This is a genomic window from Nocardia sp. NPDC058244 (assembly GCF_042882065.1).
Classification (GTDB): domain Bacteria; phylum Actinomycetota; class Actinomycetes; order Mycobacteriales; family Mycobacteriaceae; genus Nocardia.
Genome location: NZ_JBHVWX010000012.1, coordinates 92550 through 105055, shown reverse-complemented (window position 1 = coordinate 105055; position 12506 = coordinate 92550). Strand labels below are relative to the sequence as shown.

The 12506-nt window shown below is 72.1% G+C and carries 12 protein-coding genes; 11 read left to right on the top strand and 1 reads right to left on the bottom strand.

Going from position 1 to position 12506, the window contains the following annotated elements:
* Positions 1-56 precede the first annotated feature (56 nt).
* The 9 genes from ACFVW6_RS31435 to ACFVW6_RS31395 all read left to right on the top strand — a co-directional run bounded on the left by ACFVW6_RS31435 (position 57) and on the right by ACFVW6_RS31395 (position 8393).
* A complete protein-coding gene (locus tag ACFVW6_RS31435; RefSeq protein WP_355280095.1) occupies positions 57-1184 on the top strand; it encodes a glycosyltransferase family 4 protein in 1128 nt (375 codons plus the stop codon).
* A gap of 43 nt (positions 1185-1227) precedes the next feature.
* The gene (locus ACFVW6_RS31430) at positions 1228-1623 is read left to right on the top strand and encodes a polyketide cyclase / dehydrase and lipid transport (protein WP_355280092.1); all 396 of its coding nucleotides are present in this window, start codon (positions 1228-1230) and stop codon (positions 1621-1623) included.
* Positions 1624-1673: 50 nt separating this feature from the next.
* Positions 1674-2111: an SRPBCC family protein gene (locus ACFVW6_RS31425; RefSeq protein ID WP_378833305.1), complete on the top strand. Its 438-nt coding sequence runs from the start codon at positions 1674-1676 to the stop codon at positions 2109-2111.
* On the top strand, positions 2108-3388 hold the full coding sequence (locus tag ACFVW6_RS31420; protein ID WP_355280181.1) for an ArsA family ATPase: 1281 nt from the start codon (positions 2108-2110) through the stop codon (positions 3386-3388). The genes ACFVW6_RS31425 and ACFVW6_RS31420 overlap by 4 nt, the downstream gene beginning before the upstream one ends.
* A complete protein-coding gene (locus ACFVW6_RS31415; protein WP_378833307.1) occupies positions 3378-4205 on the top strand; it encodes a hypothetical protein in 828 nt (275 codons plus the stop codon). The genes ACFVW6_RS31420 and ACFVW6_RS31415 overlap by 11 nt, the downstream gene beginning before the upstream one ends.
* Positions 4202-5197, top strand: coding sequence for an ROK family protein (locus ACFVW6_RS31410; protein WP_355280085.1), 996 nt, complete (start codon positions 4202-4204; stop codon positions 5195-5197). Before ACFVW6_RS31415 ends, ACFVW6_RS31410 begins: the two co-directional genes overlap by 4 nt.
* A gap of 117 nt (positions 5198-5314) precedes the next feature.
* Positions 5315-6043 carry a lysophospholipid acyltransferase family protein gene (locus ACFVW6_RS31405; RefSeq protein ID WP_355280083.1) on the top strand — a complete coding sequence of 243 codons (729 nt, stop codon included), beginning with the start codon at positions 5315-5317 and terminating at the stop codon, positions 6041-6043.
* Positions 6044-6135: 92 nt separating this feature from the next.
* Complete coding sequence (locus ACFVW6_RS31400) at positions 6136-6909, top strand: sporulation protein (RefSeq protein ID WP_355280080.1); 774 nt, start codon at positions 6136-6138, stop codon at positions 6907-6909.
* A gap of 104 nt (positions 6910-7013) precedes the next feature.
* The gene (locus ACFVW6_RS31395; RefSeq protein WP_378833312.1) at positions 7014-8393 is read left to right on the top strand and encodes an ABC1 kinase family protein; all 1380 of its coding nucleotides are present in this window, start codon (positions 7014-7016) and stop codon (positions 8391-8393) included.
* 29 nt (positions 8394-8422) lie between these two features.
* On the opposite strand, the gene ACFVW6_RS31390 is transcribed toward ACFVW6_RS31395, so the two are convergent.
* Positions 8423-9997 (bottom strand): AMP-binding protein, encoded by a 1575-nt coding sequence (locus ACFVW6_RS31390; RefSeq protein ID WP_378833314.1) that lies wholly within the window; start codon positions 9995-9997, stop codon positions 8423-8425.
* 170 nt (positions 9998-10167) lie between these two features.
* On the opposite strand from ACFVW6_RS31390, the gene ACFVW6_RS31385 reads away from it, so the two are divergent.
* The gene (locus tag ACFVW6_RS31385; protein ID WP_378833316.1) at positions 10168-10806 is read left to right on the top strand and encodes a TetR/AcrR family transcriptional regulator; all 639 of its coding nucleotides are present in this window, start codon (positions 10168-10170) and stop codon (positions 10804-10806) included.
* Between the two features lie 103 nt (positions 10807-10909).
* Positions 10910-12460, top strand: a complete 1551-nt coding sequence (locus tag ACFVW6_RS31380) for an alkaline phosphatase D family protein (RefSeq protein WP_378833319.1) — start codon at positions 10910-10912, stop codon at positions 12458-12460.
* Positions 12461-12506 lie beyond the last annotated feature (46 nt).

Genomic DNA, 12506 nt, shown 5'->3' with positions numbered 1-12506 from the left:
CCGACCGCCCCCTCGCCGAGTCACCTCGTGACGCTGACCTATTAGGTTGTTCACTTATGGCCCGAACTCTGCTGGTTACCAATGATTTCCCGCCTCGGCCGGGCGGCATCCAGTCCTATCTCAACGCGCTGGCCGATCAGCTGCCGCCGGACGACCTGGTCGTCTACGCGCCGCGCTGGCGCGGTGACAGCCACGAGAAGTTCGACGCCGCGCAGAAGTTCCGCGTGGTTCGGCATCCGACGACGCTCATGCTGCCGACGCCCGGGGTGATCAAGCGCGCGGGCAACCTGCTGCGCGAACACGGCTGCGACACCGTGTGGTTCGGCGCGGCCGCGCCGCTGGCCGCGATGGCGCCGATGCTGCGCCGCGCGGGCGCCGAGCGCATCCTGGCCAGCACCCACGGCCACGAGGTCGGCTGGTCGATGCTGCCCGGCGCGCGGCAGGTGCTGCGCTCGATCGGCGAGAACACCGACGTCGTCACCTACGTCAGCAAGTACACCCGGGGCCGGTTCGCCTCGGCCTTCGGGCCGCGCGCCGCGCTGGAGTACCTGCCGCCGGGCGTCGACCCGGCCGAGTTCCGGCCCGACCCGGGCGCGCGCGCCGAACTGCGCGCCCGCTACGGCCTCGGTGACCGGCCGACCGTGCTGTGCCTGTCGCGGCTGGTCCCGCGCAAGGGCCAGGACATGCTGATCGTGGCGATGAGCGAGATCCGCGAACGCGTCGACGGCGCGGTCCTGGTGATCGCGGGCGGCGGCCCGTACGAGATCCGGCTGCGCGGGCTGGCCGAAGCGCTCGGGGTCTCCGATTCCGTGGTGTTCACCGGCCGGGTGCCCTCGGGCGAGCTGGCCGCCCACCACACCATCGCCGACGTCTTCGCGATGCCGTGCCGCACCCGCGGTGCCGGGCTGGACGTCGAAGGCCTCGGGATCGTCTACCTGGAGGCCTCGGCCACCGGCGTGCCGGTGGTGGCCGGCAGCTCCGGCGGCGCGCCCGAGACCGTCCGGGAGGGCGAGACCGGGCTGGTGGTGCACGGACGCTCCGCCGAGCAGATCAGCGACGCCCTCGTCGAGCTGCTCACCGACCGCGACAAGGCGGCCGCCATGGGCGCCGCGGGCCGCGTGTGGGTGGAGGAGAACTGGCACTGGGACCGCCAGGGCGCCCGGCTGCGGCAGCTGCTGCGGTGACACCCCGGCCGCGTCCGGTGTGGCGTCCACTACGCTCAGCGAGGTGAGCAGTATCCAGGTCGCAGATCAGACCTTTCTCGCGGCGCCGCCCGCCGCGATCGCCGACGTACTGAGCGCCACGAACAACTGGCGCCGCTGGTGGCCCGATCTCCGTCTCGACGTCCGGGAGGATCGCGGCGACAAGGGCATCCGCTGGACGGTGGCGGGCCCGCTGGACGGGACCATGGAGGTATGGCTGGAGGCCGTGCCCGAGGGCGCCATCCTGCACTACTTCCTGCACGCCGAGCCCACCGCGGCCAAGCCGATGACGCCGCGCGCGCTGGCCGCGGCGAACCGGGCCCGCCGGGTGGCGGGCAAGCACATGTCGTTCGAATTGAAGGCACGGCTCGAGGCCGGTCGACCCGCGGGCGTCGCGCCGGCGGCCGCCGCGGCGTCCTGACGCCGTAGGCCCCGACTGCTCGTCCCGCACGAAAGGAACCGTTGTCCGCCATGGCCGACCGGACCCAGAGATCGATCGTCATCGAGGCGCCGTCGCAGCAGGTGATGGCCGTCATCGCGGACCTGGCGTCCTATCCGGAATGGGTGGCGGCCGCGCAATCGGTCGAGGTGCTCGACACCGACACCGCCGGGCGGGCGGCGACCGCCCGGTTCGTGCTGGACGCCGGCGTCGTCAAGGACACCTACGTGCTGGCCTACACCTGGCGCGCCGACGGCCACGCGGTGAGCTGGCGGCTGCTCAGCGGTGACCTGCAGAAGGCCCAGGACGGCAGCTACGAACTGCGCGACCGGCCCGACGGCAGCACCGAGGTCGTCTACGAGCTGACCGTCGACTTGAACATCCCGATGATCGGCATGTTCAAGCGGAAGGCCGAGAAGGTGATCACCGATACGGCCTTGAAGGAACTGAAGAAGCGGGTCGAGGGCTGAGCGCCCCGGGCGGTACCCGCGTCGAACTGTTCGTCGGTAAGGGCGGTGTCGGCAAGACGACGCTGGCCTGCGCGACGGCCATGGCCTACGCCCGTGCCGGGCAGCGGGTGCTGATCGCCTCGCTGGACCAGGCGCATTCGCTCGGTGACGCGCTCGGCTTCCGCTTCCCGCACGATCCGGGCACCGTCGCCGGGGTGGCCAGGGTGGCGCCCGGGCTCGAGGTGATCGAGATCGATTCCCTCGCGCTGCTCGAGGACCGGTTCCGCGATGTCGTGCGGATGCTGGCCAAGGGCGGCGGCCACGATCACGGCGTCGACCTGACCGCGATCGACCCGGCCGAGCTGACCGGGCTGCCGGGCGTGCAGGAACTGCTGATGCTGGTGGAGATCGCCCAGTACACCGAGGAGGACGACTGGGACGTCATCGTCGTCGACTGCCCGCCCTCGGCCGACATGCTGCGCCTGGTCACCGCGCCGGACACCCTGCTCACCTATCTCGAGCGGCTCTGGCCGCGGCACGCCCGCTCGATGAGCGCGATCGGCCCCGACCTGCGCAAGGCGGTGCTGGCGGCCACGGTCGAGCGGATCGTCACCGCGGTGGGCGGGGTCCGCGACCTGCTCGCCGACCGCACCCGCACCAGCGCCCGGCTGATCACCGGTCCCGAGCAGGTGGCCGTCGCCGAGTCCCGGCGCGTGCGGTCGGCGGCCGCGCTGCTGGGCCTGCGGCTGGACGCGGTGGTGGTGAACAAGGTGCTGCCGCCGGTGCCCTCGCCCGGCGAGAGCGCCCATCCGGCCGTGCACTGGTACCTGAACCGCCGCGCCGAGCAGCTCGAGGTGGTGGCGCGGCTGCACGAGCAGCTCACCGACGTCCCGATCCTGATCGCCCAGCACGCGGGCGCCGAACCGGTGGGGCTGAGCGCGCTGTCGGCGTTCTCCTACGCGGTCGACACGCTGCCCGGCCCACACGCTCAGAGCGCGCATTCGGGCGAACCGATGGTTCGATGGGAGTCCGGCTCCGGTGTCGACTCCGTGTACGCGATGCGGATGCGGCTGCCGGTGGTCGATCCCGGCACCTTGCGGCTGGGCCGAGTGGAGGACGATCTGATCGTGGGAGCCGACGGGGTACGCACACGCGTCCGGCTCGCGCCGGTGCTGCAACGCTGCACGGTGGCGGGCGCCGAGCTCGACGACGGTCATCTGGTGGTCCGCTTCCGGCCCGATCCGCAGGTCTGGCCCGCCGATCCGAACTACACGAAGGCCACCGCAGATGAGCAGTGACTCCCAGTCCGACCGCCGCGGCCACCACCCCGACGGCTTCGCCGAGTTCACCGAGGAGCTGCGGCTGCTGGCCGAAGTGCTGCTGGCCAGAGTCGAACCCGTGCTGCGCCGCACCGCCGCCGACGGCCAGGCCGATCTCGGCGGCTGCGCCTGGTGCCCGGTCTGCGCGGCGGCGGCCCTGATGCGCGGCGAACACCACGACGTGGTCGCCGCCCTCGCCGAGCACGGCACCTCGATGGTGACGGTGCTGCGCGAGGCGCTCGCCGGAGTCCCTGTGGAGCCGGTGCTGCCGCCCGAGTGGGCCGAATACGCCGCCGGACACCATGATTCGCACGAGTCCGGGTGGGCCCCCCACGACGGCACCACCGGGGACCGGCCGGACGCGGACAGCCACGACAGAGCGTCCGGTCACAGCACCGGCACCGGTGAGCAGCACGAGGACACCACGGCGGCGCCGAGTTCCGGCGCAGCGCCGAACAGCACCGCTGCGCACGCCCGCGACACGTTCGCGGCCTCGGACGAATCCCCCGCCGACACGGCGACCCGCTCCCGCCTGCGCTGGGGTTCGGCCCGTCCCGACGGCACCCCGCGCCCCCGCCGGGTCGACGAATTCGCCGCGCCCCGGCCGCAGGGCGCACCGGCACGCCCCGGCGCCGCCGCGCAGGTCCCGGCCGACACCGGGTCCGGCACCGGCCGTTTCGCCACGCAGGCGCCGACCGAGCCCGAGCACGCCGAGCGTCCCCACGGCGACCGATCCCGTCCCACCCGCGCGCCACGCTCGCGTTATGTCGACATTCCGGTGACGATCCGGGGATGACCCAGGGGATCGACCGTCAACACCTGCTCACCGTCGGCATCGATGTCGGTGGCACGAACATCCGCGCCTCGGTCGTCGACGCCGAGGGCGAGGTGCTCGATTCCGTGCAGGCCCCGACGCCGCACGCGGCGCGCGCGCTCGAGGACGCCATCGACCGCGCGGTCCGCGACCTCGCGCGCAGGCATCCGATCGCCGCGGTCGGGCTGGCCGTCGCCGGTTTCATCTCCGAGGACCGCTCGACGGTCCGGTTCGCGCCGCACCTGCCCTGGCAGGACGCCCCGGTCGCGCAGCGGCTGACCGCCCGCCTCGGCCTGCCGGTGATCCTGGAGCACGACGCGAACGCCGCGGGCTGGGCCGAGTACCGCTTCGGCGCGGCCGCGGGCGGGCACACCGTGGTCCTGGTCGCGATCGGCACCGGCATCGGCGCCGCCCTGCTCATCGACGGCAAGCTCTATCGCGGCAGCCACGGCGTCGCGCCCGAACTCGGGCATCTGCAGGTGGTGCCGGAGGGCCGGGCCTGCGCGTGCGGCAAACGCGGCTGCTGGGAGCGCTACTGCAGTGGCACCGCGCTGGCCGACACCGCGATCGAACTGCTGGCCACCGATCCGGTGCGCTCGGTGCTCGCCGGGGACGTCATCCGCGATCCCGGCTCGCTGACCGGCCGCCGGGTGGCGGGCGCCGCCCAGGACGGCGATCCGCTCGCGGTCCGGGTGATGGCCGACTTCGCGCGCTGGCTCGGACTCGGCCTGGCCTTCGTCAGCGACATCTTCGATCCCGACCTGGTGGTGATCGCGGGCGGCGTGAGCAGTTCGGCGCCGCTGTTCCTCGACGAGGCCCGCGAGCACTACGCGCGCGCGGTCACCGGCGCCGGGCACCGGCCCCTGGCCCGCCTGCGCACCACCCAGCTCGGCGAGGCGGCGGGCATGATCGGCGCGGCCGAATTGGCCAGGGCCGCGGTCGACACGCCGGTGGCGGGCCGGAGCGGGAGATGAGCGTCACAACCGTGTGATGCGGCTACCGTCTCGGGTTGGTTGTGACCTGCGACCAGCGGTAAAGTCGGTTTCCGACGAGGCTGCACCCCACGATCCCGGTTCCGAGGAAAGGACGCCATGTTCTACTGGCTGCTCAAGTTCGTCTTCCCGGGACCGTTCATGCACCTATACAACCGACCCGTGGTCGAGGGCGTCGAGAACGTCCCCACCGACGGGCCGGCGATCATGGCCGGCAACCACCTCTCGTTCTCCGACTGGCTGTTCGCGCCGCTGCTGAGCCCGCGCCGGATCAGCTACCTCGCCAAGGCCGAGTACTTCACCACCCCCGGCCTCAAGGGCCGCCTGCAGAAGTTCTTCTTCAGCGGCACCGGCCAGTACCCGATCGACCGCAGCGGCGCCTCGGCCGCCGAGGACGCGCTCAACGCGGCCCGCAAGCTGCTCGACAAGGGCATGCTGGTCGGCCTGTACCCGGAGGGCACCCGCTCCCCCGACGGTCGCCTGTACAAGGGCAAGACCGGCATGGCGCGGCTGGCGCTGGAGACCGGCGTCCCGGTCATCCCGGTCGCCGTCATCGGCACCGACAAGGTGAGCCCGCCCGGACCGTTCAAGTGGCGTCGGCAGCGGGTCACCCTCAAGTTCGGTGCGCCGCTGGACTTCTCCCGCTACGAGGGCATGAGCGGTAACCGCTTCGTCGAGCGCGCCGTCACCGACGAGGTGATGTACGAGCTGATGCGCCTCACCGGCCAGGAGTACGTCGACGTCTACGCGCACAGCCTCAAGAAGGGCGTCGCCCCCACCGATCGCCAGCTCGAGGCCACCCGCATCCCCGACACCGCCGCCAGCTGACTCGTCCCGCGGCGCCCGGCGCCGCGATGAGCTCGCCCACAGCACCGGCCGACGGCAAGCGGATCGTAAGCGCCGTCGGCCAGACTGCTCGCATGTTCAAGCAATTGCTGGCCGCGGCCGGTGTCGGCGGCGCCGAAGTGGAAACCGAATTGTTCACCCCCGGTGCGCAACCGGGTGGCCTGGTCGAGGGAGTGGTCCGGCTGCGCGGCGGCCGCGTCGACCAGTCGATCGGGCACGTGGCCGTCGAGTTCGTCACCCGGGTCGAGCGTGAGTACGCCGACGGCGAGGAACACGTCACCGACCACGGCTTCGGCCGGGCCGGCGTGGCCGGTCCGTTCACCCTCCTCGCCGGCACGGTGGCCGAATTGCGCTTCGCCGCACCGGTTCCCCTCGAGACACCGATCACCTTCTTCGACGGTCAGCACCTGCCGGGCGCCGGTGTCGCGCTGCGCACCGTGGTCGACATCCACGGTGCCGTCGACGCCACCGACACCGATCCGCTCGGCATCGGGGCACTGCCCGCCCAGCACGTCGTGCTCGATGCCGTGCGGCGCATGGGTTTCGGGCTGCACCGCACCGATGTGGAGGCGGGCACCATCGCGGGCACGCCGCAGCGGCTGCCGTTCTATCAGGAGATCGAGTTCGGTCGCTCGCACCACTTTCCCCGGGTGAATCAGCTCGAGCTCACCTTCGTCGCCGCCGAGCACGGCATGAGCGTCGTCCTGGAAGCCGACATCGAGGGCGGCTGGTTCCGCGAGGATCGCGACGGCATCGGCACCTTCTGGGTCGACTACGCGCAACTGGCGCAGCACGACTGGACCGCCGAGATCCATCGCACCTTGCACGGGCTCGGCGCGCTCGGCTGAGCTACCCGCGCCGACCCGCGACGCGGCCCGCACCCGGTTGATAGCCTCACAGGACACGGCGCCGGGTAGGCGTCGACTCATTCCGGCGGGGCAGTGAGGTGGACATGGTCGGTCGCGACCCCGAGGGCCGGGTGCTGCCGTTCGCCCGCTCCGCTCCGGACACCCGCGTCGGCCATCCCCCCACCGGCAAGGTCGTGCGCAGCGCCCGGCTGGCAGCGGTGCCGGTCGCCTATGCCGGGCGGCGCATCGCCGGGTTCGGCAAGAAGGCGATCGGGCGCGCGCCCGAGGACGTCGACCGCGATATCCGGGCCAGGACCGCCGAGCATCTGTTCCAGGTGCTCGGCGAACTCAAGGGCTGCGTCGCGAAACTGGGGCAGCTGCTCGGCCTGCTCGAACTGGGTCTGGCCCCCGATCTGGCCGAACCGTTCCGGCAGGCGATGGCACGGCTGCACGATTCCGCGCCCGCCATGCTGCCCGCCGCCGTGCACACCGAACTGGCCGCCCAACTCGGCCCCGACTGGCGTTCGCTGTTCCTGGAATTCGACGACCGCGCCTCCGCGGCCGCCTCGGTCGGTCAGGTGCACCGCGCCCGCTGGCACGACGGCACCCCGGTCGCGGTCAAGGTGATGTATCCCGGTGCGCGCCGGGCCGTCCTGGCCGACCTGCAGGCCCTGCGCCGCGCCACCCCGCTGTTCACCGCGCTGCTGCCCGGCGCGGACACCCGGCCGGTGATCGAGGCGCTGTGCGAGGAGATCAACGCCGAACTGGACTACGCCCGCGAGGCGGCCAATCAGCGGGTGTTCGCGGCCGCCTTCGCCGACGATCCCGACGTGGTGCTGAGCCGGGTGATCGCCCAGCGCGGTGACGTGCTGGTCACCGAATGGCTCGACGGTGTCCCGCTGTCGCGGTTGATCGTGCGCGGCGAGGCGGCCGAGCTCGACCGCCTCGGCGTGCTGATCCTGCGCTTCCTGTTCTCCGCGCCCGCCCGCGCCGGCCTCGTCTACGGCGACCCGCACCCGGGCAACTTCCTGCGCATGCCCGACGGCCGCCTCGGCGTCGTCGACTTCGGCGCGTGCACGCCGTGGCCCGCCGCCTTCCTCGATGTCGCGGGTGATGTCGGCGCCGCGGTGATCGCCGACTCCCCCGCCGACCTCGAGGTCGCCATCCGCCGCCACGGTTTCGTCGCCCCGGGCCGTGAGCTCGACATCGCCACCGTCGCGGCCCGCCTGCGACCGGTGCGCGACGCGCTGCTGTCGCCCACCTACCCGCTCTCCGCCGACTGGCTGCGCAAACAGGTCCGCCTCGCGACCGACCTGCGCCTGTCGAACGTGCTGCGCCAGTTGACGATGCCGCCCGGCCACACCCCCATCCTGCGGTCCTTCCTCGGCGGCGTCGCCGTCCTGTGCCAGCTCCAGACCGAGGTCCCCCTTCGCGCCGAGTGCACCCGCTGGTACCCCGACACGGCCGCCGCGGTCGGCCTGTGAGACCTGCGCGCCGCCGCTGACGGCTCCGGTCAGATCACGCGGTCGTGGTTGTCCCAGTAGGGGCGCCGGAGTTCGCGTTTGAGGATCTTGCCGCTGGCGTTGCGCGGGAGTTCGGCCGTGAAATCGACGGTGCGCGGGCACTTGTAGCCGGCGAGGTGCTCCCGGCAGAAGGCGATGAGGGCGGCGCCGTCGATCGAACCGTCCGCGACCACCACGGCTTTCACCGATTCGCCCCAGTGCTCGTCGGGGACCCCGATGATCGCGGCGTCGGTCACGGCGGGGTGGTCGAGCAGGACGCGTTCGACTTCGGGGCCGTAGACGTTCTCGCCGCCGGTGATGATCATGTCCTTGAGCCGGTCCTCGACGTAGAGGTAGCCGTCCTCGTCGACCCGGCCGATGTCGCCGGTGCGCAGCCAGCCGTCGGCGGTGACGGTCGCGGCGGTCTCCTCGGGGCGGTGCAGATACGCGGTCATCCGCTGCGCGCCGCGAAACCACAGTTCGCCCTGCTCGCCGACGGGGACCTCGGCGCCGGTGACCGGATCGGCCACGCGGACCTCGATATTCGGGTAGGCCCGGCCCGCGGACAGCAGCAGCTGGGGCCGGTCGGGATCGCGGTGCTCGGCCGCCCGCAACGCGCAGACCACCCCGGACAGCTCGGTCTGCCCGTAGACCTGCACGAAGCCCAGGTCCGGCCAGGCCGCCAGCGCCGCGCGCAGCAGCGGCAGCGGCATGGGGGCGGCGCCGTAGCCCAGGTACTTCAATCGCGCGACCGCGCCGACGGCGGGCTCGCCCGCCGCGAGCAGGCGGGCGATGACCGGCGGGACGAAGAAGGCGTGCGTGGCCCCGGCGGCCAGCCCCGCCAGCAGCGAGGGACCGTCCGGTTCCCGCAGCACGATGCTGGCGATGCCCGCCCGAATCCCCAGGAACGCGTAGCAGATTCCGCCGACGTGGAACATCGGCATCGCGACCAGGTTCACGTCGCCGGAGTCGACCGGGAAGATCGACTGGATATTCGCGGTGTGCGCCACCAGGGCCCGCTGGCCGAGCACCACGCCCTTGGGGCGTCCGGTGGTGCCCGAGCTGTAGATCAGCAACGCGTCGGCGGTGTCGGACAGGTCCGGTTCGGGGGTCACCGGGGTGGCGTCGGCCAGGAAGGATTCGTACTCGTCGTGCTCGCCGCCGAGGACGAGCACCGTCAGCCCGGGTGTCAGCCGGTCCCGGATCGCGGTCAGCGCGGGCAGCAGTTCGTCGTCGACGACCAGCACCCGCGGCGCGCAGTCGCCGAGGACGTAGACCAGTTCGTCGCCGGCCTGGCGCCAGTTCACCACCGCGGTGGCGGCGCCGAGCGCGGCCGCGGCGAAGGTCAGCTCGAGGCACGCCGGATGGTTCTTGCCGAGGTAGGCGATGCGATCGGCGGGCCGCACCCCGGCGGCGCGCAGGCCGCCGGCCGCCCGCCGGATCCGCTCCCACCACTGGGCCCAGGTCCAGGTCAGATCGCCGTAGGACACGGCGGTGGCATCGGGGGTGCGCGCCGCCCACCGTTCGACGAAGTCGTAGAGCAGTTCGGGGCGCGGGGTGGGGGCGTCGGTTTCGGACAGCAACATCTGACTCCTCGTCGAGACCAATGTAGTCCAGGTGGACTAGTGACACATTTCACCACCGGTCGCGCTTATAGTCCAGATGTCCTAGTAAATTCGTGCGCGACCGGGGCCCGCGCGACCGACCGCTAGGGTGGACCGAGCACGACCCGACCGGAACCGAGGGAGGCAGCACCGTGACGAGCCCGACGCGCGGGGAGCGAGCTCGCGCGACCGTCATCGACGCCGCCATCGCCATCCTCACCGCGGGCGGCTACACGGCCCTGACCACGCGCGCCGTCCAGGCCGAATCCGGCATCTCGCGCGGCTCGCTGCTGTTCCAGTTCCCCACCCGCGAGGACATGCTCACCGCGACCATCGAGGAACTCGTCGCGCGCCGCGCCGTCCGCGCCCAGCGGATCATCGACGGCTTCGACGCCGATCCGCCCGCCGACCGGCTCGCCGCCGCCATCGCGGCCGTGCGCGAATTGTTCTCCGGCCCGGACTTTCTCGCCGAGATGGAACTCTGGTCCGCCGCGCGCACCAATCCCGCGCTGCACGCCACCCTCGTCCCGCTGGTCGAACGGATCAGCGCCAAGCTGCGCACCCAGCTCGCCCAGCTGTTCGGCCCCGAGATCGCCGCCCATCCCGACTTCCCGCGCATCGCCCTGCTCACCGTCGAGATCGCGCGTGGCCTGGCCTTCAGCGCCCCGATCCGCCGCGGCACCGGCGACCGCACCCTGCTCGACTACTGGCAGGCCGCCGCCGCCCGGATGCTGACCGACGACAGCACCGCCGCCGACACCTACCCGCTGCCGCTCGACCTGCTCGTCTGACCACCCCGGCACGCAAGACCGTTAGCCGACCGTACGACACCGTTCATGTGGCGTTGCCGCGCCCGCGTCCCGGCGTTCCGACCGGCGATGCACCGTGACAGCCATGGCAGGTTCGGATTTCGCTATGTCCCGGCGCACGCTGCTGCGCGCCACCGCCCTCGGTCTGGCGACCACGCCCGCGCTGGCGGCGTGCGGCGACGGTCCCGGCCTGGTCACGGCCAGGCCCGCGCTGACCCACGGCGTCGCCGTCGGTGACCCGCGCAGCGACGGCGCGCTGATCTGGGCGCGCTCGGACCGCCCCGCGACCCTGATCGTGGAGACCGCGGCGACCGAGAAGTTCAGCGACGTCAAGCGATTCACCGGACCCCTGCTCACCCCGGCCACCGACGGCACCGGCCGGGTGCGCGTCAACGGCCTGCCCGCGGGCCAGGTCGTGCACTACCGGGTGCGCCTGGAGGGCGAGAACGGCGCGAGCTCGGACACCCTGACCGGCGTCTTCCGCACCGCGCCCACCGCGCCCGCCGACATCAGCCTGCTGTGGTCCGGCGACGTCGCGGGCCAGGGCTTCGGCATCAACCCCGAGCTGGGCGGCATGAAGGTCTTCGCCACGATGGCCGCGCGCGACCCGCACCTGTTCCTGCACTCCGGCGACTGCGTCTACGCCGACAACGCGCTGAAGGAATCGGTCACACTGCCCGACGGCAGGGTCTGGAAGAACATCACCGCCGAGGCCAAGAACGCCCCCGCCGAGACCCTCGACCAGTTCCGCGGCAACTACGCCTACAACCTCACCGACGACAACTACCGCCGCTTCAACGCCGCCGTCGCCCAGGTGGTCCAGTGGGACGACCACGAGACCACCAACAACTGGTACCCCGGCGGCACCGTGGCCGCCGACAAGGGTTACACCGAGCGCAGCATGGACACCCTGGCCACGCGCGCCTGGCAGGCCTTCCACGAGTGGATGCCGTTGGAGCCCAGGGAAGCCGTCGACGGCCGCCTGTACCGCAAGATCTCCTACGGCCCGCTGCTGGACGTCTTCGTCCTGGACATGCGCGCCTACAAGGACGCCAACGGCGCCAACACCGCGGCGCAGGGCGCCATCTTCGGCACGGCGCAGACCGAGTGGCTCAGCGACGGCCTGCGGGATTCGAAGGCCACCTGGAAGATCGTCGCCGCCGACCTGCCGCTGGGCCTGATCGTCCCCGACGGCAAGACCGCCTTCGAGGGCCCGGCCAACGCCGCCCCCGGCGCGCCCAGCGGCCGCGAGACCGAGATCGCGCAGGTGCTCTCGGCGATCAAGGCGAACAAGGTCACCGACGTCGTCTGGCTCACCGCCGACGTGCACTACACGGCGGCACACCACTATTCGCCGGCGCGCGCCGCCTTCACCGATTTCGACGAGTTCTGGGAGTTCGTCTCGGGTCCGCTCAACGCCGGGGCGTTCGGTCCGAACGAGCTCGATCCGACCTTCGGACCGGAAGCGGTCTTCGTACACGCGCCGCCCGCGCCGAACACCTCGCCGCTGGACGCGCAGTACCAGCATTTCGGCGAGGTCCGCATCGACGGGCGCTCCGGCGAACTGACCGTCGACCTGTGCGACGCGACCGGGAAAGTCCTGTTCACGAAGCGACTCGCGCCTACGCGGAAGTAGCTCCGAGGTACCGTGCGCAAGAATCGCCGAGCTGTGGTTAGCTATG

Coding starts and splice junctions, on each gene's coding strand:
- ACFVW6_RS31400 (WP_355280080.1), top strand. CDS start 6,136: ATGTTCAAGCAATTGCTGGCCGCGGCCGGTGTCGGCGGCGCCGAAGTG.
- ACFVW6_RS31395 (WP_378833312.1), top strand. CDS start 7,014: ATGGTCGGTCGCGACCCCGAGGGCCGGGTGCTGCCGTTCGCCCGCTCC.
- ACFVW6_RS31425 (WP_378833305.1), top strand. CDS start 1,674: ATGGCCGACCGGACCCAGAGATCGATCGTCATCGAGGCGCCGTCGCAG.
- ACFVW6_RS31435 (WP_355280095.1), top strand. CDS start 57: ATGGCCCGAACTCTGCTGGTTACCAATGATTTCCCGCCTCGGCCGGGC.
- ACFVW6_RS31380 (WP_378833319.1), top strand. CDS start 10,910: ATGGCAGGTTCGGATTTCGCTATGTCCCGGCGCACGCTGCTGCGCGCC.
- ACFVW6_RS31390 (WP_378833314.1), bottom strand. CDS start 9,997: ATGTTGCTGTCCGAAACCGACGCCCCCACCCCGCGCCCCGAACTGCTC.
- ACFVW6_RS31415 (WP_378833307.1), top strand. CDS start 3,378: ATGAGCAGTGACTCCCAGTCCGACCGCCGCGGCCACCACCCCGACGGC.
- ACFVW6_RS31410 (WP_355280085.1), top strand. CDS start 4,202: ATGACCCAGGGGATCGACCGTCAACACCTGCTCACCGTCGGCATCGAT.
- ACFVW6_RS31405 (WP_355280083.1), top strand. CDS start 5,315: ATGTTCTACTGGCTGCTCAAGTTCGTCTTCCCGGGACCGTTCATGCAC.